This is a genomic window from Burkholderia sp. 9777_1386, assembly GCF_015712265.1.
GTDB lineage: Bacteria > Pseudomonadota > Gammaproteobacteria > Burkholderiales > Burkholderiaceae > Burkholderia > Burkholderia cenocepacia.
This window is the reverse complement of the sequence record NZ_JACCQB010000039.1, coordinates 44505-66561: the sequence shown is the minus strand read 5'-3', so window position 1 is coordinate 66561 and position 22057 is coordinate 44505. Positions and strand designations below refer to the sequence as shown.

General features: G+C 68.2%; 22 protein-coding genes and 1 pseudogene. 17 read left to right on the top strand and 6 right to left on the bottom strand.

What is annotated here, in order from left to right:
• Positions 1 to 106 precede the first annotated feature (106 nt).
• A complete protein-coding gene (locus H0X91_RS25075) occupies positions 107 to 754 on the top strand; it encodes a hypothetical protein (protein WP_006496962.1) in 648 nt (215 codons plus the stop codon).
• A gap of 118 nt (positions 755 to 872) precedes the next feature.
• Here H0X91_RS25075 and H0X91_RS25070 read toward each other — a convergent pair whose 3' ends face one another.
• Together H0X91_RS25070 and H0X91_RS35340 are read right to left on the bottom strand one after the other, a co-directional pair.
• A complete protein-coding gene (locus tag H0X91_RS25070; RefSeq protein WP_012493391.1) occupies positions 873 to 1148 on the bottom strand; it encodes a hypothetical protein in 276 nt (91 codons plus the stop codon).
• A 177-nt stretch (positions 1149 to 1325) separates the two neighbouring features.
• Positions 1326 to 1535, bottom strand: coding sequence for a hypothetical protein (locus H0X91_RS35340; RefSeq protein ID WP_011547465.1), 210 nt, complete (start codon positions 1533 to 1535; stop codon positions 1326 to 1328).
• A 486-nt stretch (positions 1536 to 2021) separates the two neighbouring features.
• Here H0X91_RS35340 and H0X91_RS25060 point away from each other — a divergent pair, with 486 nt between their 5' ends.
• Both H0X91_RS25060 and H0X91_RS25055 read left to right on the top strand, forming a co-directional pair.
• Positions 2022 to 2876, top strand: coding sequence for a helix-turn-helix domain-containing protein (locus H0X91_RS25060; RefSeq protein ID WP_006485970.1), 855 nt, complete (start codon positions 2022 to 2024; stop codon positions 2874 to 2876).
• A gap of 118 nt (positions 2877 to 2994) precedes the next feature.
• Positions 2995 to 4662: an ATP-binding domain-containing protein gene (locus H0X91_RS25055; protein ID WP_048988014.1), complete on the top strand. Its 1668-nt coding sequence runs from the start codon at positions 2995 to 2997 to the stop codon at positions 4660 to 4662.
• Positions 4663 to 4726: 64 nt separating this feature from the next.
• On the opposite strand, the gene H0X91_RS25050 is transcribed toward H0X91_RS25055, so the two are convergent.
• Positions 4727 to 6286 carry a methyl-accepting chemotaxis protein gene (locus H0X91_RS25050; RefSeq protein WP_196433428.1) on the bottom strand — a complete coding sequence of 520 codons (1560 nt, stop codon included), beginning with the start codon at positions 6284 to 6286 and terminating at the stop codon, positions 4727 to 4729.
• A 236-nt stretch (positions 6287 to 6522) separates the two neighbouring features.
• On the opposite strand from H0X91_RS25050, the gene H0X91_RS25045 reads away from it, so the two are divergent.
• Positions 6523 to 8037, top strand: a complete 1515-nt coding sequence (locus H0X91_RS25045; protein ID WP_196433427.1) for an MDR family MFS transporter — start codon at positions 6523 to 6525, stop codon at positions 8035 to 8037.
• Positions 8038 to 8100: 63 nt separating this feature from the next.
• Here H0X91_RS25045 and H0X91_RS25040 read toward each other — a convergent pair whose 3' ends face one another.
• On the bottom strand, positions 8101 to 9099 hold the full coding sequence (locus tag H0X91_RS25040) for a quinone oxidoreductase family protein (RefSeq protein WP_034202196.1): 999 nt from the start codon (positions 9097 to 9099) through the stop codon (positions 8101 to 8103).
• 131 nt (positions 9100 to 9230) lie between these two features.
• Between H0X91_RS25040 and H0X91_RS25035 the strand changes: the two genes are divergently transcribed.
• From H0X91_RS25035 to H0X91_RS25015, 5 genes are all read left to right on the top strand, one after another.
• A complete protein-coding gene (locus H0X91_RS25035) occupies positions 9231 to 10103 on the top strand; it encodes a LysR family transcriptional regulator (RefSeq protein WP_060268207.1) in 873 nt (290 codons plus the stop codon).
• A gap of 80 nt (positions 10104 to 10183) precedes the next feature.
• The gene (locus H0X91_RS25030; protein WP_058903238.1) at positions 10184 to 10744 is read left to right on the top strand and encodes a GNAT family N-acetyltransferase; all 561 of its coding nucleotides are present in this window, start codon (positions 10184 to 10186) and stop codon (positions 10742 to 10744) included.
• A 9-nt stretch (positions 10745 to 10753) separates the two neighbouring features.
• Complete coding sequence (locus tag H0X91_RS25025) at positions 10754 to 11593, top strand: MerR family transcriptional regulator (RefSeq protein WP_006485961.1); 840 nt, start codon at positions 10754 to 10756, stop codon at positions 11591 to 11593.
• A 382-nt stretch (positions 11594 to 11975) separates the two neighbouring features.
• Positions 11976 to 12179, top strand: coding sequence for a cold-shock protein (locus tag H0X91_RS25020; RefSeq protein ID WP_006485974.1), 204 nt, complete (start codon positions 11976 to 11978; stop codon positions 12177 to 12179).
• Between the two features lie 280 nt (positions 12180 to 12459).
• Entirely contained in the window at positions 12460 to 12684 is a 225-nt protein-coding gene (locus tag H0X91_RS25015) for a hypothetical protein (protein ID WP_006485967.1), read from the top strand.
• 96 nt (positions 12685 to 12780) lie between these two features.
• On the opposite strand, the pseudogene speB reads toward H0X91_RS25015, so the two are convergent.
• A pseudogene (gene speB / locus H0X91_RS25010) lies at positions 12781 to 13741 on the bottom strand (agmatinase).
• Positions 13742 to 14096: 355 nt separating this feature from the next.
• Here speB and H0X91_RS25005 point away from each other — a divergent pair.
• The 5 genes from H0X91_RS25005 to H0X91_RS24985 all read left to right on the top strand — a co-directional run bounded on the left by H0X91_RS25005 (position 14097) and on the right by H0X91_RS24985 (position 19379).
• Positions 14097 to 14768: a lysoplasmalogenase gene (locus H0X91_RS25005; protein ID WP_196433426.1), complete on the top strand. Its 672-nt coding sequence runs from the start codon at positions 14097 to 14099 to the stop codon at positions 14766 to 14768.
• A gap of 246 nt (positions 14769 to 15014) precedes the next feature.
• Positions 15015 to 16598: a flavin-containing monooxygenase gene (locus H0X91_RS25000; protein ID WP_034202193.1), complete on the top strand. Its 1584-nt coding sequence runs from the start codon at positions 15015 to 15017 to the stop codon at positions 16596 to 16598.
• 21 nt (positions 16599 to 16619) lie between these two features.
• Positions 16620 to 17558 (top strand): SDR family NAD(P)-dependent oxidoreductase, encoded by a 939-nt coding sequence (locus tag H0X91_RS24995; RefSeq protein WP_006496951.1) that lies wholly within the window; start codon positions 16620 to 16622, stop codon positions 17556 to 17558.
• Positions 17555 to 18460, top strand: a complete 906-nt coding sequence (locus H0X91_RS24990) for a metal-dependent hydrolase (RefSeq protein WP_060268201.1) — start codon at positions 17555 to 17557, stop codon at positions 18458 to 18460. Before H0X91_RS24995 ends, H0X91_RS24990 begins: the two co-directional genes overlap by 4 nt.
• Positions 18461 to 18464: 4 nt before the next feature.
• On the top strand, positions 18465 to 19379 hold the full coding sequence (locus H0X91_RS24985; protein ID WP_006496949.1) for an alpha/beta fold hydrolase: 915 nt from the start codon (positions 18465 to 18467) through the stop codon (positions 19377 to 19379).
• Here H0X91_RS24985 and H0X91_RS24980 read toward each other — a convergent pair.
• Positions 19331 to 19894: a putative glycolipid-binding domain-containing protein gene (locus tag H0X91_RS24980; RefSeq protein ID WP_006496948.1), complete on the bottom strand. Its 564-nt coding sequence runs from the start codon at positions 19892 to 19894 to the stop codon at positions 19331 to 19333. The genes H0X91_RS24985 and H0X91_RS24980 overlap by 49 nt on opposite strands.
• Before the next feature lie 124 nt (positions 19895 to 20018).
• On the opposite strand from H0X91_RS24980, the gene H0X91_RS24975 reads away from it, so the two are divergent.
• The 3 genes from H0X91_RS24975 to H0X91_RS35265 are packed head-to-tail and all read left to right on the top strand — an operon-like array spanning position 20019 to position 21917.
• Positions 20019 to 20912 carry an urea transporter gene (locus H0X91_RS24975; protein ID WP_058903241.1) on the top strand — a complete coding sequence of 298 codons (894 nt, stop codon included), beginning with the start codon at positions 20019 to 20021 and terminating at the stop codon, positions 20910 to 20912.
• On the top strand, positions 20887 to 21663 hold the full coding sequence (locus H0X91_RS24970; RefSeq protein ID WP_006496946.1) for a class II aldolase/adducin family protein: 777 nt from the start codon (positions 20887 to 20889) through the stop codon (positions 21661 to 21663). Before H0X91_RS24975 ends, H0X91_RS24970 begins: the two co-directional genes overlap by 26 nt.
• Positions 21609 to 21917 (top strand): 4-oxalocrotonate tautomerase, encoded by a 309-nt coding sequence (locus H0X91_RS35265; protein WP_258171101.1) that lies wholly within the window; start codon positions 21609 to 21611, stop codon positions 21915 to 21917. The genes H0X91_RS24970 and H0X91_RS35265 overlap by 55 nt, the downstream gene beginning before the upstream one ends.
• Positions 21918 to 22057 lie beyond the last annotated feature (140 nt).

Here is a 22057-nt window from a genome sequence, read left to right as displayed (position 1 = left end):
TCCCCACATCCAGGCCCGCCCGCCGACCGGCCCCGTTTTTTCGGCTTGACGATCCCGGTTCGGCACGAGATAAACTGTATATTCATACAGTGTCATCGCAGTAAAAATGATCCTCCCCCCATTCGATCCTCCCAAGCTGAACGACCTCACCGAATGGTGGACGCACTGCACCTACGCGGACGTGCAGCGCCTGATACTCGAAGTGCAGCACCTCCGCCTGACGCTGTGGGAATTGAAAGCCCACGTCGCGGACGCATCGCGCCGCATCCGCGTGCTCGATCCGGACATGCTCGCGCATGGGTCCGCGCTTCGGCGGCTCGGCTACCTGCTCGAAAAGGAAATCAAGCGCGCGAATCCGATCGGCCGCACGCGCGACGTGTATGCGCCGTTTTCGGACGAATGGCGTGCCCGCGCGGCACTGCGCGGCGCGTTGCGCGCGCAGCCCGAGCCGGCCGAGGCCGGCACGCTGCCGTGCACGATTCCGGAATTTCAGCGCATCACGTGGGCCGAGCTTCGCGATCGCTGGCGTCACCTGAGCGACAGGAAATCGAATCGGCAGAACGTCGAGCAACGGATGGTGCTCGAGATTGCGCGGCAGCGATCCGTGATCCTGGCGCGGGCGCGCAAGCTGGTCGACGCCGCGATCGCCGAAGCGGCGGCGGACGGCAAGCAACTGTTCGCGCTGGATCAGCTCAAACGGCTGCTGTCCGTCGAGCGGGAAGACGGCGAGCCGTTCCTGTACATGCCGGCGTAGCGCGAACGCGCGACCGATGCATGCCGGCTCGACGACGACATGTCGAACGCTCGATCAGCCACGCGGCGATTCAGCCGGAACTGCGGTCTGCGCGGGAGCAGCCGCTGCCCAAGCGCCGTCAGTGCGAATAGCGCGTTTGAGTGCCTGCCGCGCGGTCGAACGGCTGCAGCCTCGCAAGCTGCTCGATCGACATCGTGACGACTTCGAGCACATGCCGCGCGATTTCGTCGTCGGCCATGCCGGCGTCGACGTACTGCTCGATGCTCATCGTGCGGGGCGGATAGCTGCCGGTTTCGTCATCGACGATGTCGATCCGGGCCGTACGCCGCTCCGGCGACAGCACGACCTGGACAGTTTTGCCGTGAACGACGGTCTGCATGCACAAAGTGGACATTCGCAGTCTCCAATTGCGTTGCCTTCGGACGATCGATATCTCACAACAGGAGTCGTCAATCTACAAATTTCCGAGCGCATTCGCAATATTCAGGCAGGAATTCCAGCCGTTCGGGGCGCCGGGCCGCCGGTCAACCGGAGGCCCGCATTGCACGGGCACGGGCACCCGCGGCACTACCTACGCATAGCGGCTCAACCACTCTTCGGAGAATTGTCTCGCGTACGCGACCGCTTCGGCTTCGGTATCGAATTCACCCAGCTTGCGGAACGCAGCCTCACGGCTGAAACCCACCTTCGTGACCTCGACCTGCGCGGCGTATTTGCCGGTCTCCGTCACGCGCGGCTCGCAGTTCATTTCGTATCCGCGCATCAAGAATTTCTTCTGCATCGGTTCAACACTTTTTTGAGACGGCGAAATCGTAGCATGCAGCTTCGTCGACTTCGCAAATGTATCCACGCCGGTTTCACTAGAAGAAACCGTCGATCGATCGCCCTGCCAGCGCCTCCGCCGGCCGTCGCGCGATATCCTGCAGAACGGGCCCGATACCTCGGTTCGGGCGAGCATGCGCCCTGCGTTGGTGCATCGCGCGGCGATTATCTGCCGCCTTGGGTGGAATCGCATCCCGGCCCACCGGAATCCGGACCGACCGGTGTCGAACGCACCGTCGCGCCCGCGCGCTCGGGCCGGCCGAGCGTAACTTCATGACACACCTTTCACACAAACGCACCTTTCACAACACTGAATGACGACCATTTTGCGGTAAAGTTATCTTTTCCGTGCGTGGCCGGTCGGCTCGCCATTGGACGTCATGAAGACTGTCCGCCGAGACTGCCGCAAGGCGTCGTTCTGAACGTCACGATCCGTTCCCGTAGCATGACCACTGAAGCAATCACCACGGATTCCCTCGCGGTTGCCGAGCGCGTGCGCGAGCTGATGACCCGCAACGGCATCGGCAAGCGCCAGCAGACCACCGAGCTGTGCCGCATCCTCGATCTGAGTTTCTCGCAAGGCCACCGCAAACTGCGCGGCAGCAGCCCCTGGACGCTCGCGCAGATCAAGAAAGTCGCCGAAGCGTACGGCGAACCCGCCGCCCAGTTGTTCGGCGCGCAAACGCTCGACCCCGGCATGGTCGGCGCCTATTCCCAGGAAGCCGTCCTGTATGCGGGCGTCGCCGAGATTCCGTGCACCGCCTGGATCGGCGCGCCGCTCGAAGCCGGCGCGCGCCCCGAGTTCGTCGCGTACGAACAGAACGGCCGCTGGCGCGTGCTGCGCCATACCGGCGTGCTGTACCAGAACGCGTACGACGTGCACAAGATCGAGATCTACCCGCGCCGCGCGGAGAGCGACAAGCTCGTCGTCGCGGTGATCGACCCCGATCGCGTCAGCGCGACCGAGCTGTGCCGCTATCTCGAACGGCAAGGTTTCGCGACGGCCGCATTCGACGGTCTCGCGCCGTTCGTCGACGCGCTGCAGGGCCAGGCCTTCGACGCGGTCCTGACCGAATGGCTGTTCGACGACAGCACGGCCGCCACCGCGATCAAGGCCGTGCGCACGTCCGACAACCCGGGCGCGCCGATTTTCGTGCTGACGGGCGACCTGCTCACCGGCCGCGCGAGCGAAGCCGACATCAGCGAAGTGATCCGCGCATTCGACGTGGTGTGCTACGAAAAACCCGCGCGCATGGCGATCCTCAGCGCCGATCTCGCGAAGCGGCTCGCGCGCGGCTGACGTCCGCCGGGCCGGCCGCCCGTCGAATGGCCACCGCCCGCGCCGCGGGCATGAGCGGGTTCCTCAGTACAATAGCCGCACCCGTTCACGCCCACGCCGGCATCCGCCGCCCGACGCCATGGCCCGCCTCATCCCCGACGACTGGAAAAGCCTCGCCGCGACCGGCGCGGCCGAACGCGAGCGCGAAACGCTCGCCGCGCTCGAACACGCGCTGCCCGACGGCTACACCGTGTATCACGGCGTCCACTGGACACGCGCCGACCAGGCGTTCTCGGTGTTTGGCGAAGCCGCGTTCGTCGTCGTGAGCCCGGCCGGCCGCGTGCTGCTGATCGAGCAGAAAGCCGGCTTCCTGCGCGAAACGCCGAAAGGGCTCGTGAAGGTCTACCTGCAGAAGGAGCGCAATGTCCCGATCCAGCTCGCGCGCACGCAGGAGACGCTGCACCGGCGCCTGACGGCCGCGCTCGGCGCGGGCGTCTACGGCGTCGAGGCGCTGCTGTACTGCCCCGACTACGCGATCCGCGACGCGTCGATCGCCGGCGTCGCGCCCGAGCGCATCGTCGATGCGTCGCGCAAGGCGCAGCTCGGGCAGGTGATCCTGCAGATCCTGCCCGAGGCCGACGAACCCTTTCCGAACGCGCCGAAGCTCCACCATTTCCTCGCGGACGAGCTCGCGCTCACGCCCGACACGAGCGCACTCGTCGGCCAGGCCGGCACGCTCGTCACCCGGCTGTCGGGCGGGCTCGCCGCCTGGGCGCGCCAGCTCGAATTCGCGCCGTTCCGGCTGCGCGTCACCGGCACCGCCGGCTCGGGCAAGACGCAGCTCGCGGTGCAGGTGATGCGCGATGCCGTCGCGGCCGGCAAACGGGTGCTGTACGTCTGCTTCAACCGGCCACTCGCCGACTACATCACGCGCATCGCGCCGCCCGGCGCGAAGATCGCGAACTACCACCAGCTGTGCGACTGGGTCGCGCGCGACGGCGGCTATACGCCCGATTTCCAGGTGCCCGGCGAGTTCGAACGGCTGGAGGCGCGCTTCGCGCAAGCGCCGATTCCCGAGCGCTGGCGCTTCGACGTGCTGATCGTCGACGAAGGGCAGGATTTCCATGCGCCGTGGGCCGCCGCGCTCGAGCGCCTGCTGGCGCCGGACGCCGCATGGTGGTGGCTGGAAGATCCGCTGCAGAACCTGTACATGCGCGAACCCGTCGCACTGCCCGGCTGGGTCACGCTGAAGGCGCTCACGAATTACCGCAGCCCGCGCGACCTGCTCGAATTCGTGCGCGACGTCGTCGGCCGGGTCGAGCCGCTCGCGGCCGAACTGCGCTCGGGCAGCCCGTTCGACGGCTCCGATCCGTCGGTGTCGGCATACGGGGAAGATGGCGCGTCGGGCGACGCCTCGGCGCAAGCCTGCATCGACGCGACCAAGCGTGCGATCACGCACGCGTTGTCGCTCGGCTTCCGCAAGCAGGACATCGCGGTGCTGTCGTACCGCGGCCGCGAAGGCTCGGTGCTCGCGCCGCTCGACCAGCTCGGCCCGCACCGGATCAAGCGCTTCACCGGCAAGTACGACCTGTTCGGCAACCCCGAGTATCGCGACGGCGATGTGCTGCTCGATTCGATCTACCGTTTCAAGGGTCAGTCGGCGCCGTGCGTGATCCTCACCGAAGTCGACTTCGACACGCTCGACGCGCGTGCCGCGCGCAAGCTGTTCGTCGGTGCGACGCGCGCGACGATGAAGCTGCTGATCGTCGCGTCGTCGCGCGCGGCCGCGCAACTCGCAACGGGTTGACGCCGCGGGTCGACGCGGCCGGCGAGCGAGCGCCGGCCCGTCATCGCGCCGCCGTCATTTCGGTTCAGGCGACGCGGAACGCGCCGACCGCGCGACGCAGCCCATCCGCCTGTTCCTCGAGCGACGCGGCGGCCGCGGCCGCCTGCTCGACGAGCGCCGCGTTCTGCTGCGACACCTGATCCATCTGCGACACCGCGCGGTTCACCTGCTCGATCCCGTCGCGCTGCTCGCTCGACGCGGCCGCGATCTCCGTCATGATGCCCGTCACGCGGCCGATCGCCTGCTGGATGTCCTGCATCGTCGTGCCGGCCATGCCGACGAGCCGCGAGCCGGTCGCGACCCGTTCGACCGATTCGCCGATCAGCGTGCGGATTTCCTTCGCCGCGGACGCCGAGCGTTGCGCCAGCGTGCGCACCTCGCCCGCGACCACCGCGAAGCCGCGGCCCTGCTCGCCCGCGCGCGCGGCTTCGACCGCCGCATTCAGCGCGAGGATGTTGGTCTGGAACGCGATCCCCTCGATCGTGCCGATGATGTCGGCGACCTTCTGCGAACTCTGGTCGATCTCGTTCATCGTGCCGATCACCTCGCCGACGACCGTCGCGCCGCGCGTCGCGATCTCGCTCGCGCTGTCCGCGCAGGCCTGCGCCTCGAGCGCGTGATCGGCATTCTGCTTCACGGTCGCCGTCAGTTGCTCCATGCTCGCGGCCGTTTCCTGCAGCGCCGATGCTTGCTCTTCGGTGCGCTGCGACAGGTCGGTGTTGCCGGCTGCGATCTGGTGCGTCGCCGTCGAGATCGCTTCCGAACCCTGGCTGACCTGGCGCACCGTATCCGCGAGGCTGCGCTGCATCCCGGTCACGCCCTTGACCAGCTCGGCCATCTCGTCGCGCGACGACCAGCGCACTTCCGACGTGAGGTCGCCCTCCGACAGGCGGCGGAAATGCGACAGCAGACGATTCACCGGCTGCGTGATCGCGAAATGCAGGCCGATCGCGCAGCCGAGGCACGCGGCCAGCCCGAATGCGATCCCCGCGATCGCGCCCATCCGCATCCAGCCGTAATAGGTCTGCGCGGTGTCGTACACGTCCTTGCCGCGCGCGGCCTGGTACGCATCGAGCGCGTCGGTCGCCTGCGTGAGCGCGACCGACAACGGCGGCGCGACGGTCATCAGCAAGCGGTCGGCTTCGTCGCGCCGCCCTTCGCGGATCGCATCGATCATCGGCTTCAGCGCCTGCCCGATCAGCGCCTGGCGCGCGGCATCGAGGCGGCTCGCGAGCGGGCCTTCGTCGTCGCCGTGCGACATCGCCGCGTAGCTGCGCCACGCCGTGTCGGCCTTCGCGAGATAGCCCTCGGCCTTCTTCACGAGTTCCGATACGTCCGGCGCTTCCGGATGCAGCAGCGCACGGTCGAGCGTGGTGCGCACGATCGTCAGGTTCAGGCTCGCCGCGGACAGCGCGGTCTTCGCGGCCAGTTGCCGCGTATAGGCCTCGTCGAGCGCGCGATTCGAGCTCTGCATGCCCGCGAGGCCGATCAGCCCCGATACGACGAGCAGCACGGCGACGAGGCCGAGCGTGGAGAAAATCCGCGTACGGATCGAGAAACGGGAAAACAGGGCGTTCAGGTTCATGACGGCACGTGAGCGATGAAAAGTGCCGCGGCAATCGGTCCGCAGCACTCTGGATTACGGTTTGCCTGCAAGAAACTTGAGTCCGTCCCCGCTTTCCGGCTGACCGTGGTCAATTTTTCTTTCGGGCGGGCAATCTCCTGTTACGACTGCAACATATCGAGGCTGAGCAGAAATTGACTAGTCAATCATCCATGGCTATATTTCGGTCCAGTTTTCCTGCCATGGCAGATATCTCGATGACAACCGACACCCTCCTCACTCCGCCGGCCGCCGACGCGGCCCGCCGCGACGCGCCGACCGGGCTGATCGTCGCCGCGCTGCTGCTCGTCATGCTGCTGTCCGCGCTCGACCAGACGATCGTGTCGACCGCGCTGCCGACGATCGTCGGCGAACTCGGCGGGCTCGACCAGTTGTCGTGGGTCGTCACCGCGTACCTGCTGTCGTCCACCGTCGTGCTGCCGCTGTACGGCAAGCTCGGCGACCTGTACGGCCGCAAGATCGTGCTGCAGGCCGCGATCGTGCTGTTTCTCGCCGGCTCGGCGTTGTGCGGCGTCGCGCAGGACATGACGCAACTGATCGGGCTGCGCGCGCTGCAGGGGCTCGGCGGCGGCGGCCTGATGGTCGTCACGATGGCCGCGATCGGCGATCTGGTCCCGCCCGATCGCCGGGCGCGCTACCAGGGGATGTTCGGCGGCGTCTACGGCCTCGCGACGATCGTCGGCCCGCTGCTCGGCGGCTTCCTGGTCGAGCACCTGTCATGGCGCTGGATCTTCACGATCAACCTGCCGCTCGGCCTGCTCGCGCTCGCGGTGATCGGCATGGCGTTCCGGCCGCACACCGCGCACGTGAAGCACCGGATCGACTACCTGGGCGCCGCGTTCCTCGCGACCGCCCTCACCTGCGTGATCCTGTTCACGAGCGAAGGCGGCTCGCTGCTGCCGTGGACGTCGCCGCAGCTGTGGATGACGCTCGTGCTCGGGCTCGTCGCGATCGGCGGCTTCATTTATGAAGAGCGCCTGGCGGCCGAGCCGATCATGCCGCTCGACCTGTTCCGTCACCGCACCTTCGTGCTGGTCGGCCTGATCGGCTTCGTGGTCGGCATCGCGCTGTTCGGCTCGGTCACGTTCATCCCGCTCTACCTGCAGGTCGTCAAAGGCTCGACGCCGTCGCAGGCCGGCATGCAGTTGCTGCCGATGATGGGCGGGATGCTCGTGACGTCGATCGTCAGCGGGCGGCTGATCTCGCGGCTCGGCTCGTACCGGATGTTCCCGATCGCCGGGACGCTGATCGGCGGCGTCGCGATGGCGCTGCTGTCGACGCTGACGCTCGATACGCCGCTGCACACGATGTACGCGTACATGGCGCTGCTCGGAATCGGGCTCGGGATGGTGATGCCCGTGCTGACGCTCGCCGTGCAGAACACGGTCGAATTCCGGCACATGGGGGTGGCGACGTCGGGCGCGACGCTGTTCCGCTCGATCGGCGGCTCGCTCGGCGTCGCCGCATTCGGCGCGCTGTTCTCGCACGGGCTGCAAGCGCGGATGAGGCACGCGCTGCCGGCCGGCACCGAGCTGCCGCCCGCGCTCGGCCCGGCCGCCGTGCACCAGTTGCCGGACGCCGTGCGCGACGCGTATCTGCACGCGTTCGCCGGCTCGCTGCACGTCGTGTACCTGTCGGCCGCGACGGTGATCGCGATCGCGTTCGTGCTCGCGTGGTTCGTCGAGGATGCGCCGCTGCGCACGCACAACTGAGCGAGCGGCGGCTCGCGACACGACCGTCGGGTCGAGCCGCGTCGCGAGTCGCCCGCCCCGTCATCACGCCAACAGCACGACACCGCCCGTCGTCGCGCGCGACTCCAGCAACCGGTGCGCATCGGCCGCCTGTTCGAGCGGCAGGCGCGCGCCGATCTCGACGTGCATGCCGCCTGCCAGCCGGTCGAGCGTCGCCCGCGCGGCGTCCCGATACGCGCCGACGTCCCGCGCGATGAAACCGAGCACGCTCGGCCGCGCGAGCGCGATCGAACGGGCCGGGCCCAGCTCGTCGAGATCGAACGTCTGCCGCGTGCCGATCGCGGCCACCTGCCCGATGCTCGCGACCATCCCGAACGGACGAATCGCGCCGAGCGTGCGGGTCAGCACGTCGCCGCCGATTCCGTCGATCGCGTAATCGACGCCCGCACCGCCGCCGAAGGCACGCGCGGCCGCGACGAAATCCGCCTCGCGATAATCGACCACCGCTTCCGCGCCGTGCGCGCGCACCAGCGCGGCTTTCGCAGCCGATCCGACCGTGCCGATCACCCGTGCGCCGAGCGCGCGCGCCCACTGCGTCGCCAGCAGCCCGACGCCGCCGGCCGCCGCATGCACGAGCACCGTGTCGCCGGCGCCGACCTGCCGCACGCGATGCAGCAGCATGTAGACGGTGATCCCCTTCAGCAGCCCGGCGGCGGCGGCTTCGTCGCTCAGCCCGTCTGGAATCGGCAGCACGCGCTCGGCCGGCATCGTGCGCAGGCTCGCATAGCTGCCGGTCGGCATGCCGGCATACGCGACGCGCTGACCGGGCACGAGCTCCGTCACGCCCGGCCCGACCGCGTCGATCACGCCGGCCGCCTCGACGCCGAGCGCGTCCGGCAGCGCGGGCAATGCATGCGCGCCGGTCCTGAAGTAGATATCGACGAAATTCACGCCGATCGCGGTCTGGCGAATCCGTACTTCGCCGGCGCCGGGCGGCGCGACGGGCGCATCGACGCGGCGCAGCACGCCGGCATCGCCGTAACGGTCGATCCCGATCCGGATGGCATTGGCGGTTTGGGTCATGACGTTCCTCGTTATCGAATGAAGTGACACGATCATCCCATCGCGCATAATCGAACGGAATTCACGTTGAACGCCCATCTACTGTGCAAAATTCGACCGATCGCGATCCAGTCTCCTCACCCGCACTGCCGATGAGCTGGGACGACATCCGCTACTTCCTGGCGGTGATGCGCGGCGGCAGCCTGTCGGCTGCCGCGCGGGCGTTGCAGGTCCAGCATTCGACGGTCGCGCGGCGCATCGACGCGCTGGAGTCGGCGCTCGGGATCCGGCTGTTCGACCGGCTGCCGCGCGGCTGGCCGCCGACCGACGAAGGGCTGCACCTCGCCGAGCACGCCACGCGCCTCGAAGCCGACGCGCATGCGTTCGCGCGCGCCGCGCAAGGCGCGGCGGCGCTCGACGGCGTGGTGCGCGTATCGGCGTCGCCGGTGTTCGCGAGCCATTTCCTCGGGCCGCGCCTGGCTCGCGCGCAGCGCGCGTGGCCGGCGCTGCGGATCGACCTGATGGGAGAGATGCATGCGGCGAACCTGTATGCGCGCGAAGCCGACCTCGCGGTGCGGCTGTCGCGGCCGAGCGAGCCGGGGCTCGCCGCGCGCCGGCTCGGCACGATGCGCTTCGCGCTGTGCGCGGCGCCGGAATGGGCCGATGCGCCGCCCGACACCTGGCCCTTCATCGGCTACGACGACGCGCTCGCGCAAACGCCGCAGCAGCAATGGCTCGAACGCTTCGCGGCCGGGCGCCGCTTCGCGTTCATCGCCAACGACCTCGCCGCGCAGCATCGCGCGTGCGCGGCCGGGGCCGGCGTCGCGCTGCTGCCGCGGTTTCTCGTCGACGATCCGGCCGCGCATGCCGGCGCGCCGCTCGTCGAGCTGACGGCCGCGCCGCATTGCGACATCGAGCGCGAAATCTGGCTCGTCGTTCACCCGGACGTGCGCCGGTCGCCGCGCGTACAGCGCGTCGCCGACGCGATCGCCGATGCGGTGCATGCGGCGGACGGCCGGTTGTAAGCCGCCGAAGCCGCAAACGGCTTTGCCACGCGCGGCGGCGGCCGGCATAGTAGCGTTTTGATTCCGACCGCCCTGCCGCCATGTCCAACGCTCCCGCCTGCGTCGTGCGCGACGCGACCGATGCCGACCTCGAGGCGATCCACGCGATCTATGCGCACCACGTTCACCACAGCGTCGCGTCGTTCGAGGAAACGCCGCCCGACGTCGCCGAATTGCGCGCACGCCGCGACGCGGTGCTGAACCACGGGCTGCCGTATCTCGTCGCCGAATGCGACGGCCGCGTGGCCGGCTACGCGTACGCGACGCCGTACCGCACGCGCAGCGCGTACCGCTTCGCGATCGAGGATTCGATCTACATCGACGACGCGCAGCGCGGCCGCGGAATCGGCCGCGCGTTGCTCGCCGCGCTGATCGCGCGCTGCGAAGGCGGCCCGTGGCGGCAGATGATCGCGGTGATCGCCGACGGCGGCACCGGCGGCTCGACGTCGCTGCATCGCGCGTTCGGCTTCGAACCGGCCGGCCAGCTGAAAGCGGTCGGCTTCAAGCACGGCCGCTGGATCGATACGGCGCTGCTGCAGCGCCCGCTCGGCGAAGGCGCGAACACGCGCCCTGCCTCGCCCGAGCCTGCCCCGGCGCGCTAGAATGGCCGCATGTCAAAACAGACTCATTCCACGCCCGACGAGGCCACGCCGGATTCCCGCAACGAGTACACGGTCGACGAGCTCGCGCGCGTGTCCGATACCACCGTGCGCAACGTCCGCGCCTACCAGGATCGCGGGCTGCTCGCGCCGCCGGAGAAACGCGGGCGCGTCGGCATCTACGACGACACGCACGTCGCGCGCCTGAAGCTGATCAACCATCTGCTCGCGCGCGGCTACACGCTGTCGAACATCCAGGACCTGATCAAGGCGATCGACGAAGGCCACGACCTGCGCTCGATCCTCGGCCTCGAAAACGCGATCGGCGGCCGCTGGTCGCACGAGCTGCCGAAAACCTACTCGCTCGCGCAACTCGCGCAGATGTTCGGCCCGCAGGCGACCACGCAACTGTCGCGCGTGACCGAGCTCGGGCTGCTCGAACGGCGCGGCCTGTCGTTCGTCGCGAAAAGCCCCGCGCTGCTCGAGGCCGCCGCCGCGATGACGAAGGAAGGGATTCCGCCGCGCGAACTGCTCGACGTGATCAGCGTCGCGCGGCCGCATTTCGACGCGATCGCGCGGCTGCTCGTCGATCTCGTCGTGAAGCGGCTCGACCGCTATGACGAAGGCACGCTGCCGCCCGCCACCGACGTGCCGGCGCTCGTCGACGCGATCTGGCGGCTGCGCCCGCTCGCGGCCGTGTTCGTCGAAGGCGAGACGAACCGCGCGCTCGAGAATGCGGCGAGCGCGTATCTGGGCGGCCGCGTCGCGACGATTCTCGACAAGAAACTCAGCGACGAAGCCGCGCGGCAGTCCGGTACGAGCGATACGCAGGGCGACGGCGACACCGCATAAGGCCTTCGCCGTCATGCATGCGTGGGCTTTTCGCGACAACGCGCGCGTGTCCGGCTGGAGGAAAGGCCGACGTCCATGGCAGGTGACGATAGCCGCCAGCATGGGCCGGCAAATGGCCAGCAGCCGCGCCCGCGCGCATTCCAGCCAGACGGCGCCACCGCGCTGCGTCCGTCATCGCAGGCTACGCTGTGAAACAGTTACAAGATAACGGTTGACGCGAGCCCCAGCGACGGTTAGTGTAGGCACCGAAGTCCAAGAAGTCCGATTGCTGTTCATCAATTGCTCGCTCCTCCTCAGCGGTATTCGTTGTCCTCTCCCTCCTTGACGCTTCGCGCGCTCTTCCACAGAGCAAATTTCTCTATTTTTTTCTCAAGGAATCTTCATGGATACCGGTATCGTCAAGTGGTTCAACGACAGCAAAGGCTTTGGCTTCATCACGCCGGACAACGGCGGCGACGATCTGTTCGCTCACTTCTCGGAAATTCGTGCCGACGGCTTCAAGACGCTGGCTGAAAACCAGAAAGTGAGCTTCGAAACGAAGCAAGGACCGAAGGGTCTGCAAGCGGCGAACATCAAGCCGCTGTAAAGTTTGAAGGGCCCGGCCTCCCACGACGGACGCCGGGTCGCAGCGACATCCCCACGGAGCTTCGTCTCCCCAAGTTGGCGCGACCGGCTTTTTAGCTGCATCTGTTCAGTCAGCAGTTCGCCACGCGCTACACGTCTCGTTGCACTTCATCCCCCCTCTGGCCGCAACGCCTTATTTTCGCTTTCCGACTGCGTCTGATTCGGCTCGCAATGGCTTTGAATCAGCGTAACCGTGCGTATTTCGCACGGCACGCGCGCACTCGAACATCATTAAAATTAAAATGGACAACCAACGAATTCAGCAATACAACGGCTATGCCGTCCAACCCTCGGCGCATCGCCTGCCCGACGGGAGTTTTTCCTCCAACCTGCTGCTCGAACGCGCCGATAGCACGCACGGCGAAGGCCGCTACCAGTTCTATTCGCTCGATTACTTCGCGAGCGAGGCACAGGCGCTCGCGCATTCGGCACGCTGGGCGCGCCACTGGGTCGATACGCGCGGTTGAACGCCGCGCTACTCGCGAGATCCGCGCAAACGGTCATAAAAAAACGGCGGGCAACCTGCCCGCCGGCCTTCCGCATCACATGCCCGCTCGCCTGCGTCACCGCGCCGCCACCTTCTTCTGCCGCCACAGACACAGCAGATCGCAAGCCACATGCGCGGCCGCGATCGCCGTGATGTCCGCGTGATCGTACGCCGGCGCCACCTCCACCACATCCGCCCCGACCAGATTCACCGCCCCGAGCCCCCGCACGATCGCCAGCGCCTGCGCGGACGAGAGCCCGCCGGCAACCGGCGTCCCCGTTCCCGGCGCGAACGCCGGATCGAGGCAGTCGATATCGAACGTCAGGTACGCAGGCCGCGCACCGACGATCGCGACGATCCGCTCGACCGCTGCCCGCGCACCCTGGTCATGCACCCACGCGGCGTCGAGCCGCTCGATCCCGAGAAAGTCGTCGTTCCACGTGCGGATGCCGACCTGCACCGACGTCGCGGGATCGATCAGCCCTTCCTTCACCGCCTTGTAGAACATCGTCCCGTGATTGAGGCTGTCCGGATCGTCGTCGGCCCACGTATCGCAGTGCGCGTCGAAATGGATCAGCGACAGCGGCTGGCCGTAGCGCTCCGCGTGCGCGACCAGCAGCGGATACGTGATGTAGTGATCGCCGCCGAGCGTCAGCATCTTCGCGCCCGAACGCAGGATCGCGCGCATGCTCGACGATCGCCGGCTTGATCGACAACGGGTTGTGCGCGTCGAACCAGCAGTCGCCGTAGTCGACGGCCGCGAGGTCGTCGAACGGGTTGAAGCCCCACGGATACGGATTGAGCTCCGCGAGCTGCACGCTTGCCGCGCGAATCGCGGCCGGCCCGAGCCGTGCACCGGAACGATAGGTCGTCGCGAGATCGAGCGGCACGCCGGAGATCGCGACGTCGATGCCGTCGAGCACGCGCGAGTAATTGCGGCGCATGAACGACAGCACGCCCGCATAGGTGTTTTCGATCGAGGAACCGTACGGCGTCGTGCGACGGATCGCGCCGTCGCCGTGGAGAAGTTCGGTCATGGTCGGACTTGTTTTCGTGGGGTGCCGGCCCGCGCCCTCTGAGGGCGCGGGCCGGGCACGGCATGGATTCATCGGCACGCACCGGCTCGCGCATCCGGTCGCGCGGCCAGGCGGGACATCGACAGCGACAACGGCAATACCGCGGCGATCATAGCAAGCCGAATCGACGCCGTTGCCCCGGTTCAGCCGGGGCAACGCGCGGAAAAATCCGGCGGCGGCACCGCCGCCCGTCGCGGTCGTTTCCTAGAAGGATTCGCCGGTTTTCGCGCGCCCGTTCTTCCGGATAATGGCCGACAGCCGCGCCCTCGACGGCGCGCCGTCCACCGCAGACAACAACAAACCGGAGACACCCGCCTTGATCGCCACGCTTCCCGCCCCCTACCGCCGGCTCTGGCCGCTCGCCATCGCCGCGGCGCTGCTGTACGGACTGTCGCTCGCCGTCGCGCCCTATCCGGGCCAGGCCGCCGCGAAAGCCGCGATGGGCATCCTGCTGCTCGCGGCAGGCAGCACCTGCGGCGCGCCGCGCGAACGCGCGTGGCTGTGCGCGGCGCTCGCGACCGCCGTGCTCGGCGACGTGCTGCTCGCGCTGCCCGACTGGCCGTTGTCGTTCGTCCTCGGCCTCGGCGCATTCCTGCTCACGCACGTGTGCTACTGCGCGATCTTCTTCCGGTGGCGCGCGCGGCCGCACGGCTGGCGCATCGTCGCGCTCGTCGGGCTGTGGATCGCCGCGCCGGCGTTCTACGCGGCATTCTTCCCGCACCTCGGCGAGTTGCTGGCGCCGGTCGCCATCTACATGCTCGTGCTGTGCGCGATGGCGAGCTTTGCGCTCGCCGCCCGCACGCGCGGCCCGCTGGTCGCGGTCGGCAGCCTGATCTTCGTCGGCTCCGATACGCTGATCGGCGTCGGCCGGTTCCTCGGCGGCTTTCCGGGCATCGACTATCTGATCTGGGGCCTCTATGCGCTCGCGCAGGTCACGATCGTGGCCGGGGTTTTCCATGAGACGGCCGCCCGATCGATCCGTCCCTGATACCGTTTCAAACGGACCGTCGCGCGCCGGCGGTCCCGTTTCCTCGCTGTCTCGCCCTGCCGACGGCCTTTTCCGCTCATCCCGCATTGCGGAAACCCGACCGTTCCAAACCCCGCTCAGCCTTTTCCCGCCTGGCTTCCGGCCCTTAGAGCGCCGCTTCTAGCCTCTTGCGGTTTCCGGGTTCACCCACTATCGTTACATCAAACAATGTAACATTCAAAAATGAGCCAAATCGGAGACACCCGGATGAATGCTCGCACGTTGCCTTTCGGTCCACCCGGCCATGACGGCCTGGACGAAACCATCGACATCGCCATCATCGGCACCGGCTTCGCCGGTCTCGGGATGGCGATCCGCCTGAAACAGACGGGCGTGACCGACTTCGTCGTCCTCGAGAAGGCCGCCTCGGTCGGCGGCACGTGGCGCGACAATCATTACCCCGGGTGTGCATGCGACGTGCAATCGCACGTCTATTCGTTCTCGTTCGCGCCGAACCCGCGCTGGACGCGCATGTTCGCGCCGCAGCCGGAAATCCGCGCGTATCTCGAAGACTGCGTGCAGCGCTTCGGCGTCGGCCCGCACCTGCGGCTGAATCACGAGTTGCAGCGCGCCGAATACGACGAAGCCGCGCAACGCTGGCGCCTCACGTTCGCGAACGGCAAGCGGCTGTCCGCGCGCGTGCTGGTGTCGGGCATGGGCGGCCTGTCGCGCGCCGCGCTGCCGGCGATTCCCGGCGTCGAAACCTTCCAGGGCCGCGCGTTCCATTCGCAGCAGTGGGATCACGACTACCCGCTCGAAGGCAAGCGTGTCGCGGTGATCGGCACCGGCGCGAGCGCGATCCAGTTCGTCCCGCAGATCGCGCCGCGCGTGAAAGCACTCGCGCTGTTCCAGCGCACGCCGCCGTGGATCATGCCGAAGCCCGACCGCAACCTGACCGGCTTCGAGAAATGGCTGTTCCGCACGCTGCCGTTCACGCAGAAGGTCGTGCGTAGCGGCATCTACTGGATGCTCGAATCGCGCGTGCTCGGCTTCGCGATCCATCCGTCGCTGATGAAGAACGTGCAGAAGCTCGCGCTGCGGCACATCCGCAAGCAGATTCCCGATCCGGAGTTGCGCAAGACCGTCACGCCGAACTACACGCTCGGCTGCAAGCGCGTGCTGATCTCGAACGACTATTACCCGGCGCTGTCGCGCAAGAACGTCGACGTGATCACGACCGGCATCGACCATATCGAAGCCGACGCGGTCGTGACGACCGACGGCAAGCGTCATGAAGTCGACTGCCTGATCTACGGCACCGGCTTCCAGGTCGCCGATCCGTACCCGCGCGGCGCGATCATCGGCCGCGGCGGCCTCGACATCGTCGACGCGTGGCGCGACGGCGCGCACGCGTACCTCGGCTCGACGCTGCCCGGCTATCCGAACTTCTTCATGATCGTCGGCCCGAACACCGGCCTCGGCCACAACTCGATGGTGTTCATGATCGAGTCGCAGATCGAATACATCCTCGGCGCGCTGCAGGCGATGCGCCGCGAGCGCGCGGACGCGATCGAGGTGCGCCCGCTCGTCGAGGCGCAGTTCAACAGCGACCTGCAGGGCAAGCTGAAGAAGGCAATCTGGTCGACGGGCGGCTGCAAGAGCTGGTATCTCGATCCGCGCACCGGCAAGAACACGACGCTGTGGCCAGGCTTCACGTGGCGCTTCCGCCAGGCGACCGCGCGTTTCTCGATCGCCGATTACCACGCGTATCGCGCGCCGCAACACGACACGACCGCGCGGCCCGCCGCCGCGCCGGCCGCTTCCGCTTCCACGTCCGCCGAAGCGGCCTGAGCCAGACAAGGAGCCAACGACATGAGAGATTTCGCCAACAAGGTGGCCGCGATCACGGGAGCCGGCTCGGGCATGGGCCGCGCGCTCGCGATCCAGCTCGCGCAGGCCGGCTGCCACGTGTCGCTCGCCGACAAGAACGGCGTCGGCCTCGCGGAAACCGAACGGATCGTCCGCGCGATCGCGCCGAACGTGCGCGTGTCGACGCGCGTGCTCGACGTCGGCGATCGCGACGCGATGTTCGCATGGGCCGACGACACCGCGAAGGAGCACGGCAAGGTCAACCTGATCTTCAACAATGCGGGCGTCGCGCTGTCGAGCACGATCGAAGGGATGGAATACAGCGATCTCGAGTGGATCGTGAACATCAACTTCTGGGGCGTCGTGCACGGCACGAAGGCGTTCCTGCCGCACCTGAAGGCATCCGGCGACGGCCACGTGATCAACACGTCGAGCATCTTCGGGATCTTCGCGCAGCCGGGCATGAGCGGCTACAACGCGACCAAGTTCGCGGTACGCGGCTTCACCGAATCGCTGCGCCAGGAACTCGACATGATGAAGTGCGGCGTGTCGGCCACCTGCGTGCATCCGGGCGGCATCCGCACGAACATCGCGCAGTCGAGCCGCGTCGCGAAGAACATGGTCGGCTTCATCGTCGAGAGCGAACAGCAAGGCAAGGACAGCTTCGAGAAGTTCTTCATCACGACCGCCGACGACGCCGCGCGCACGATCCTCGCCGGCGTGCGCAAGAACAAGCGCCGCGTGCTGATCGGCCGCGACGCGAAGGGCGCGGACTGGATGGCGCGCGTGCTGCCGGCCGCGTACCAGGCGCTCGTCGTGCTCGCGACGCGCCGCGAGGCGGCGAAAGCCCGCCGTGCCGCGCGCGGCGCGCCGGCGCCGGCGCCCGCCCCGCTGCACGCGACCTACAACAATGCAGGCAATCAGGGAGGTGAACAATCATGACGACCCCGAACATGATGCCCGTGCGGCGCGACATCCGTTTCGCGCTGCCGCCCGAACGCGCGAAGGACTGGCACGTGCAGGGCGTGCCGGTTACGCACTTCATGAACGCGCTGTCGCTGCTGTTCCCGGCCGGCGAACGCTTCTTCATGGATTCGGTGCGCAACTACCGCGACCGGATCGACGATCCCGAGCTGAAGAAGCAGGTGCTCGGCTTCATCGGCCAGGAAGCGATGCACACGCGCGAGCACATCGAATACAACGATCTGCTGCAATCGTCCGGGCTGCCCGCGCACAAGCTCGACAAGCGCCTGTGGACCATCCTCGGCTGGTTCAAGAAGGTGCTGCCGCACTCGATGCAGCTGGCGATCACGATCGCGCTCGAGCACTACACGGCGATCCTCGCGAACCAGTTGCTGTCGGGCCACGAGCACCGGATCGACGGCTCGGTCGAGGGCTACCAGCAGATGTGGATGTGGCACGCGATGGAGGAAACCGAGCACAAGGCGGTGTCCTACGACGTGTGGCGCACCGTGATGAAGCCGGGCCTCGGCAGCTACCTGCTGCGCACCGGCACGATGCTGACGACGACGGTGTTCTTCTGGGCCATCGTGTTCGACTTCCACGTACGCCTGATGCGCGCGCACCGTCGCGAACACGGCAAGTTCGGCGGCATGTGGCGCCTCGTGAAGTATCTGTACAGCCCGAAGCACGGCGTGTTTCCGAGCATCGCGCGCGAATGGCTCGACTACTTCCGCCCGGGTTTCCACCCGTGGGATCACGACAACCATCAGTACCTGCAGGAGCTCGACACGCTGCTCGACAACATCGACGCGACCAACGCGCGCTACGCGGCGCAAGCCGCCCCGCGCCGCGTGCCGCTGCACCCGGTGCCGCAGGCATGACGCCATGGCGCGCGCTCACGAGATGCTGACCGTCCAGTCCGGCGACGTGAAACTCGCCGTCTACGTAAGCGGGTCGCGGCGCGCGCCGCCGCTGATCCTCGTGCACGGCTATCCCGACTCGGCGGCCGTGTGGGCGCCGGTCCGCGCGCGGCTCGCGAAGCGCTACCGCGTGATCGCGTACGACGTGCGCGGCGCCGGTGCATCCGATGCGCCGCGCCGCCGGGCCGACTATACGCTCGAACGGCTCGCCGGCGACCTGAAGGCGGTGGCCGACGCGACCTGCGGCGGTCGGCCGTTCCACCTCGTCGGCCACGACTGGGGCTCGATCCAGTGCTGGGAGGCCGTGACCGACCCCGCGTTCCGCGGCCGCATCGCGTCGTACACGTCGATCTCGGGCCCGTGCCTCGATCACGTGTTCCGCGCGAAGCTGCGGCTCAAGCAGAGCCTGAAGTCGTGGTACATCGGGTTCTTCCATCTGCCGCTCGTGCCATCGCTGGTATGGCGGCTCGGCGGCGCCGCGCTGTGGCCGCGCTGGCTCCAGCTCACCGAACGCGTGCGCGCCGAGCGCGATCCCGTGCAACTGAAGAACGCGCTGAACGGGATGCAGATGTACCGCGCGAACTTCATCGCGCGGGCCCGCCAGCCGCGTGAGCGGTATGCGCAGGCGCCGGTGCAGATCCTGGTGCCGGTGCGCGACCGCTACGTGACGCCCGAGATGTCGGTCGACCTCGATCGCTGGCTCGGCGACCACGTGCGCGAGGAAATCGACGGCACGCACTGGATCGTACTGCGCCATCCGGACCTGATCGCGTCGCGGATCGATCGCTTCGCGTCCGCGCAGGAGCGGCCGGCGGCGACGAACGCCGCGGTTCAGCGCGCCGTCGGCGGCGCCGGCAGGCGTCTGAACAGCGTCTCGTAATCGACGACGAGCCCGTCGTCGTCGATGTCCATCTCGGCCGTGAAATTCCGGAAGATCCCTTCGTAGCGATAGCGCCGACCCGGTTCGATGCACGCGTAAGCCTGCTTGACCGGCGCGACCGTCAGGTCCGGCGTCGAGATGTACGCGACGTCGATCGGCCGCCGCTCGCCGCGCGCAAGCCCGAGGCGGCCGATCGGCAGCGAATTGGTGAACGGCGTCGCGGCGATGTCGATGTCGATGCAACCGTCGAGCGCCGGCAACGGGCGGCCCGCGCCGTCGCGCCAGTGGCCGGCGCCGTCGCCGCGCAACGCCAGCGTGCCGCCGCCCATCACCTTGAGCACCGCATAAGTCACGCGCCATTGCGCATCGCACTCGACGCGATACGCGAGCCCGTATGCGCGACCGTACCGCTGGCCGACCACCGCGCTTTCGACGACGATCGCGCCGCCGCTGCGGTCGAACGTCAGATGTTCGACCCCGTCGCCTTCGAGCGACGCCCACCGCACCTCGCGCATCGTTCCACCTCCCGGTTTCCCCATTGCGGGGCATCGTCGCACAAATCCTGACTATCCAGAATTCCCTATTCCGGTGCATGGGATTGTGTCCTATGCTCGCGGCTCGTCCTGTTCCGCCGCCATCATGCCTACCGCCCGCCCCGTCCCGCCGTCGATCGACCTGCGCATCCTGCTGCGCGGCATCGGGCAGATCGTGCTGCAGGCGCATGCGCTCACCGGCGCGCTGCTGCTCGCCGCGCTGGCGCTGACCGACCTGCGGCTCGCGTGCGCCGCGCTGGTCGGCTCGGCCGCCGCCAGCATGACGGCCGTGCTGACGGGCGCCGACCGCCGCGACGTCGAACAGGGCCTGCACGGCTTCAACGGCGCGCTGGCCGCGCTGATCGCCGTGCTGTTCGCGCCCCATCCGCTCGCCGCCGTCGCGCTGGCGCCGCTGGTCGCGATCGGCGCGGCGCTCGTGCAACGCGCGATGCGGGTGCCGCTCGCCCGCTGGCGCCAGTGCCCGTATTCGGGCCCGTGCCTGGCCGTCACCGCGCTGTGGCTGCCGCTTGTCGCAGTGCAGCATGCGGACCCCGCGGCCGCCGGCCCGGTGCTGACGCTCGCGTCCGCCGCCGACGCGCTGCTGTCGGGCGTCGCCCAGACCACCTTCGCGCAAGGCGCGTGGGCCGGCGCGCTGATCGTCGCCGGCCTCGCCGTCGCATCGCGCCGCGCGGCCGCGTTCGCGCTCGGCGGCGCGGTCGTGTCAACCGTGCTGCTGGCCGCGCTGGGCGCAAGCGGCGCGCTGTTCGCCGACGGCCTGCTCGGCTTCAACGGCGCCCTCGCCGCGCTCGCGCTGATGCCGCGCGGCCCGCGTGCGGCGCTCGCGGCGGCCGCGCTCGCCGCGCTGATCCAGTGGCTCGCGATGCGCACGGGCACCCCCGCGTTCACGGCCCCGTTCGCGCTCGCGTCATGGGTGACCGTCGCTGTCGCGCGCCGCTTTACCCTCGGAGAACCCGATGTCGTCATTCGCACACCGTCCTGATGCCGTGAAGCCCGGCGGCCCGATCTCGGACGCCGAACGCAAGCTGCGGGTCGACCTCGCCGCCGCGTACCGGCTCGTCGCGCTGAACGGCTGGGACGACCTGATCTACACGCATCTGTCCGCGACCGTTCCGGGCGAACCCGGCCACTTCCTGATCAACCCGTTCGGCCTCACGTTCGACGAGGTTCGCGCGTCGAACCTCGTGAAGATCGACCTCGCCGGCCACCGGATCGGCGACAGCGAGCACACGGTCAACGTGACCGGCTTCGCGCTGCATGCGGCCGTGCACGCGGCGCGCGCCGACGCCGTCTGCGTGATGCACCTGCACAATACGGCCGGCATCGCCGTATCGATCCAGCGCGACGGGCTGCTGCCCGCATCGCAGCACGCGTTGCGTTTTCATGGCGACCTCGCGTACCACGACTACGAAGCGCTCGCGTTCTCGCCGGCCGAAGGCGCGCGGCTGACCGCGAGCCTCGGCGCGAAATCCGCGATGCTGCTGCGCAATCACGGCACGCTGACGGTCGGCCGCACCGTCGCCGAAGCGTACGTGCTGATGGATACGCTGATCAAGGCGTGCGACATCCAGGTTCGCGCGCAGGCCGGCGGCGGGCCGCTCGTGCTGCCGGAACCGGCCGTCGCCGCGCGCACCGCCGAACAACTGCGCGACGGCGGCGCGATCGAAGGTGAACTGGAATGGCCGGCGCTGCTGCGCCGCCTCGACCGGATCGATCCGTCGTATCGCGACTGACGCCGCATCCGCACCCGACCGAATCGTTCATCGTCAATCGTTCAACCTCAACCGGAGCATTTGCCATGCCGACTTTCAATATCCAGCTGTTCGAAGGCCGCACCGTCGACCAGAAGCGCGCCTTCGTCGAAGCGATCACGCGCGTCACGTGCGAGACGCTCGGCTGCGCGCCAGGCTCGGTCGACATCATCCTGACCGACGTGAAGAAGGAGAACTGGGCGACGGCCGGCAAGCTGTGGAGCGACGAGCGCTGAGCGCCGAAGGCGGCGTCGCGCCGGCGTCGCCCGCCCTGCGCTGAACCCTGCACCGCGGCGTCCGCGACGGGCGCCGCAGGCCCGCTCTACCGCCCGCCGCCGTTGTGCGCCCGCACATCGCTTTGTCACGCAATCGGCGC

Bases quoted from the DNA above. Each gene is read 5' to 3' on its own strand.
- H0X91_RS25075 (WP_006496962.1), top strand. From the start codon at position 107: ATGATCCTCCCCCCATTCGATCCTCCCAAGCTGAACGACCTCACCGAA.
- H0X91_RS35265 (WP_258171101.1), top strand. From the start codon at position 21,609: ATGGCCGGCGCTGCTGCGCCGCCTCGACCGGATCGATCCGTCGTATCG.
- H0X91_RS24975 (WP_058903241.1), top strand. From the start codon at position 20,019: ATGCCTACCGCCCGCCCCGTCCCGCCGTCGATCGACCTGCGCATCCTG.
- H0X91_RS25035 (WP_060268207.1), top strand. From the start codon at position 9,231: ATGAGCTGGGACGACATCCGCTACTTCCTGGCGGTGATGCGCGGCGGC.
- H0X91_RS25030 (WP_058903238.1), top strand. From the start codon at position 10,184: ATGTCCAACGCTCCCGCCTGCGTCGTGCGCGACGCGACCGATGCCGAC.
- H0X91_RS24980 (WP_006496948.1), bottom strand. From the start codon at position 19,894: ATGCGCGAGGTGCGGTGGGCGTCGCTCGAAGGCGACGGGGTCGAACAT.
- H0X91_RS25055 (WP_048988014.1), top strand. From the start codon at position 2,995: ATGGCCCGCCTCATCCCCGACGACTGGAAAAGCCTCGCCGCGACCGGC.
- H0X91_RS25070 (WP_012493391.1), bottom strand. From the start codon at position 1,148: ATGTCCACTTTGTGCATGCAGACCGTCGTTCACGGCAAAACTGTCCAG.
- H0X91_RS25020 (WP_006485974.1), top strand. From the start codon at position 11,976: ATGGATACCGGTATCGTCAAGTGGTTCAACGACAGCAAAGGCTTTGGC.
- H0X91_RS25040 (WP_034202196.1), bottom strand. From the start codon at position 9,099: ATGACCCAAACCGCCAATGCCATCCGGATCGGGATCGACCGTTACGGC.
- H0X91_RS24985 (WP_006496949.1), top strand. From the start codon at position 18,465: ATGGCGCGCGCTCACGAGATGCTGACCGTCCAGTCCGGCGACGTGAAA.
- H0X91_RS25060 (WP_006485970.1), top strand. From the start codon at position 2,022: ATGACCACTGAAGCAATCACCACGGATTCCCTCGCGGTTGCCGAGCGC.
- H0X91_RS24990 (WP_060268201.1), top strand. From the start codon at position 17,555: ATGACGACCCCGAACATGATGCCCGTGCGGCGCGACATCCGTTTCGCG.
- H0X91_RS25045 (WP_196433427.1), top strand. From the start codon at position 6,523: ATGACAACCGACACCCTCCTCACTCCGCCGGCCGCCGACGCGGCCCGC.
- H0X91_RS25015 (WP_006485967.1), top strand. From the start codon at position 12,460: ATGGACAACCAACGAATTCAGCAATACAACGGCTATGCCGTCCAACCC.
- H0X91_RS35340 (WP_011547465.1), bottom strand. From the start codon at position 1,535: ATGCAGAAGAAATTCTTGATGCGCGGATACGAAATGAACTGCGAGCCG.
- H0X91_RS25000 (WP_034202193.1), top strand. From the start codon at position 15,015: ATGAATGCTCGCACGTTGCCTTTCGGTCCACCCGGCCATGACGGCCTG.
- H0X91_RS25025 (WP_006485961.1), top strand. From the start codon at position 10,754: ATGTCAAAACAGACTCATTCCACGCCCGACGAGGCCACGCCGGATTCC.
- H0X91_RS24970 (WP_006496946.1), top strand. From the start codon at position 20,887: ATGTCGTCATTCGCACACCGTCCTGATGCCGTGAAGCCCGGCGGCCCG.
- H0X91_RS24995 (WP_006496951.1), top strand. From the start codon at position 16,620: ATGAGAGATTTCGCCAACAAGGTGGCCGCGATCACGGGAGCCGGCTCG.
- H0X91_RS25050 (WP_196433428.1), bottom strand. From the start codon at position 6,286: ATGAACCTGAACGCCCTGTTTTCCCGTTTCTCGATCCGTACGCGGATT.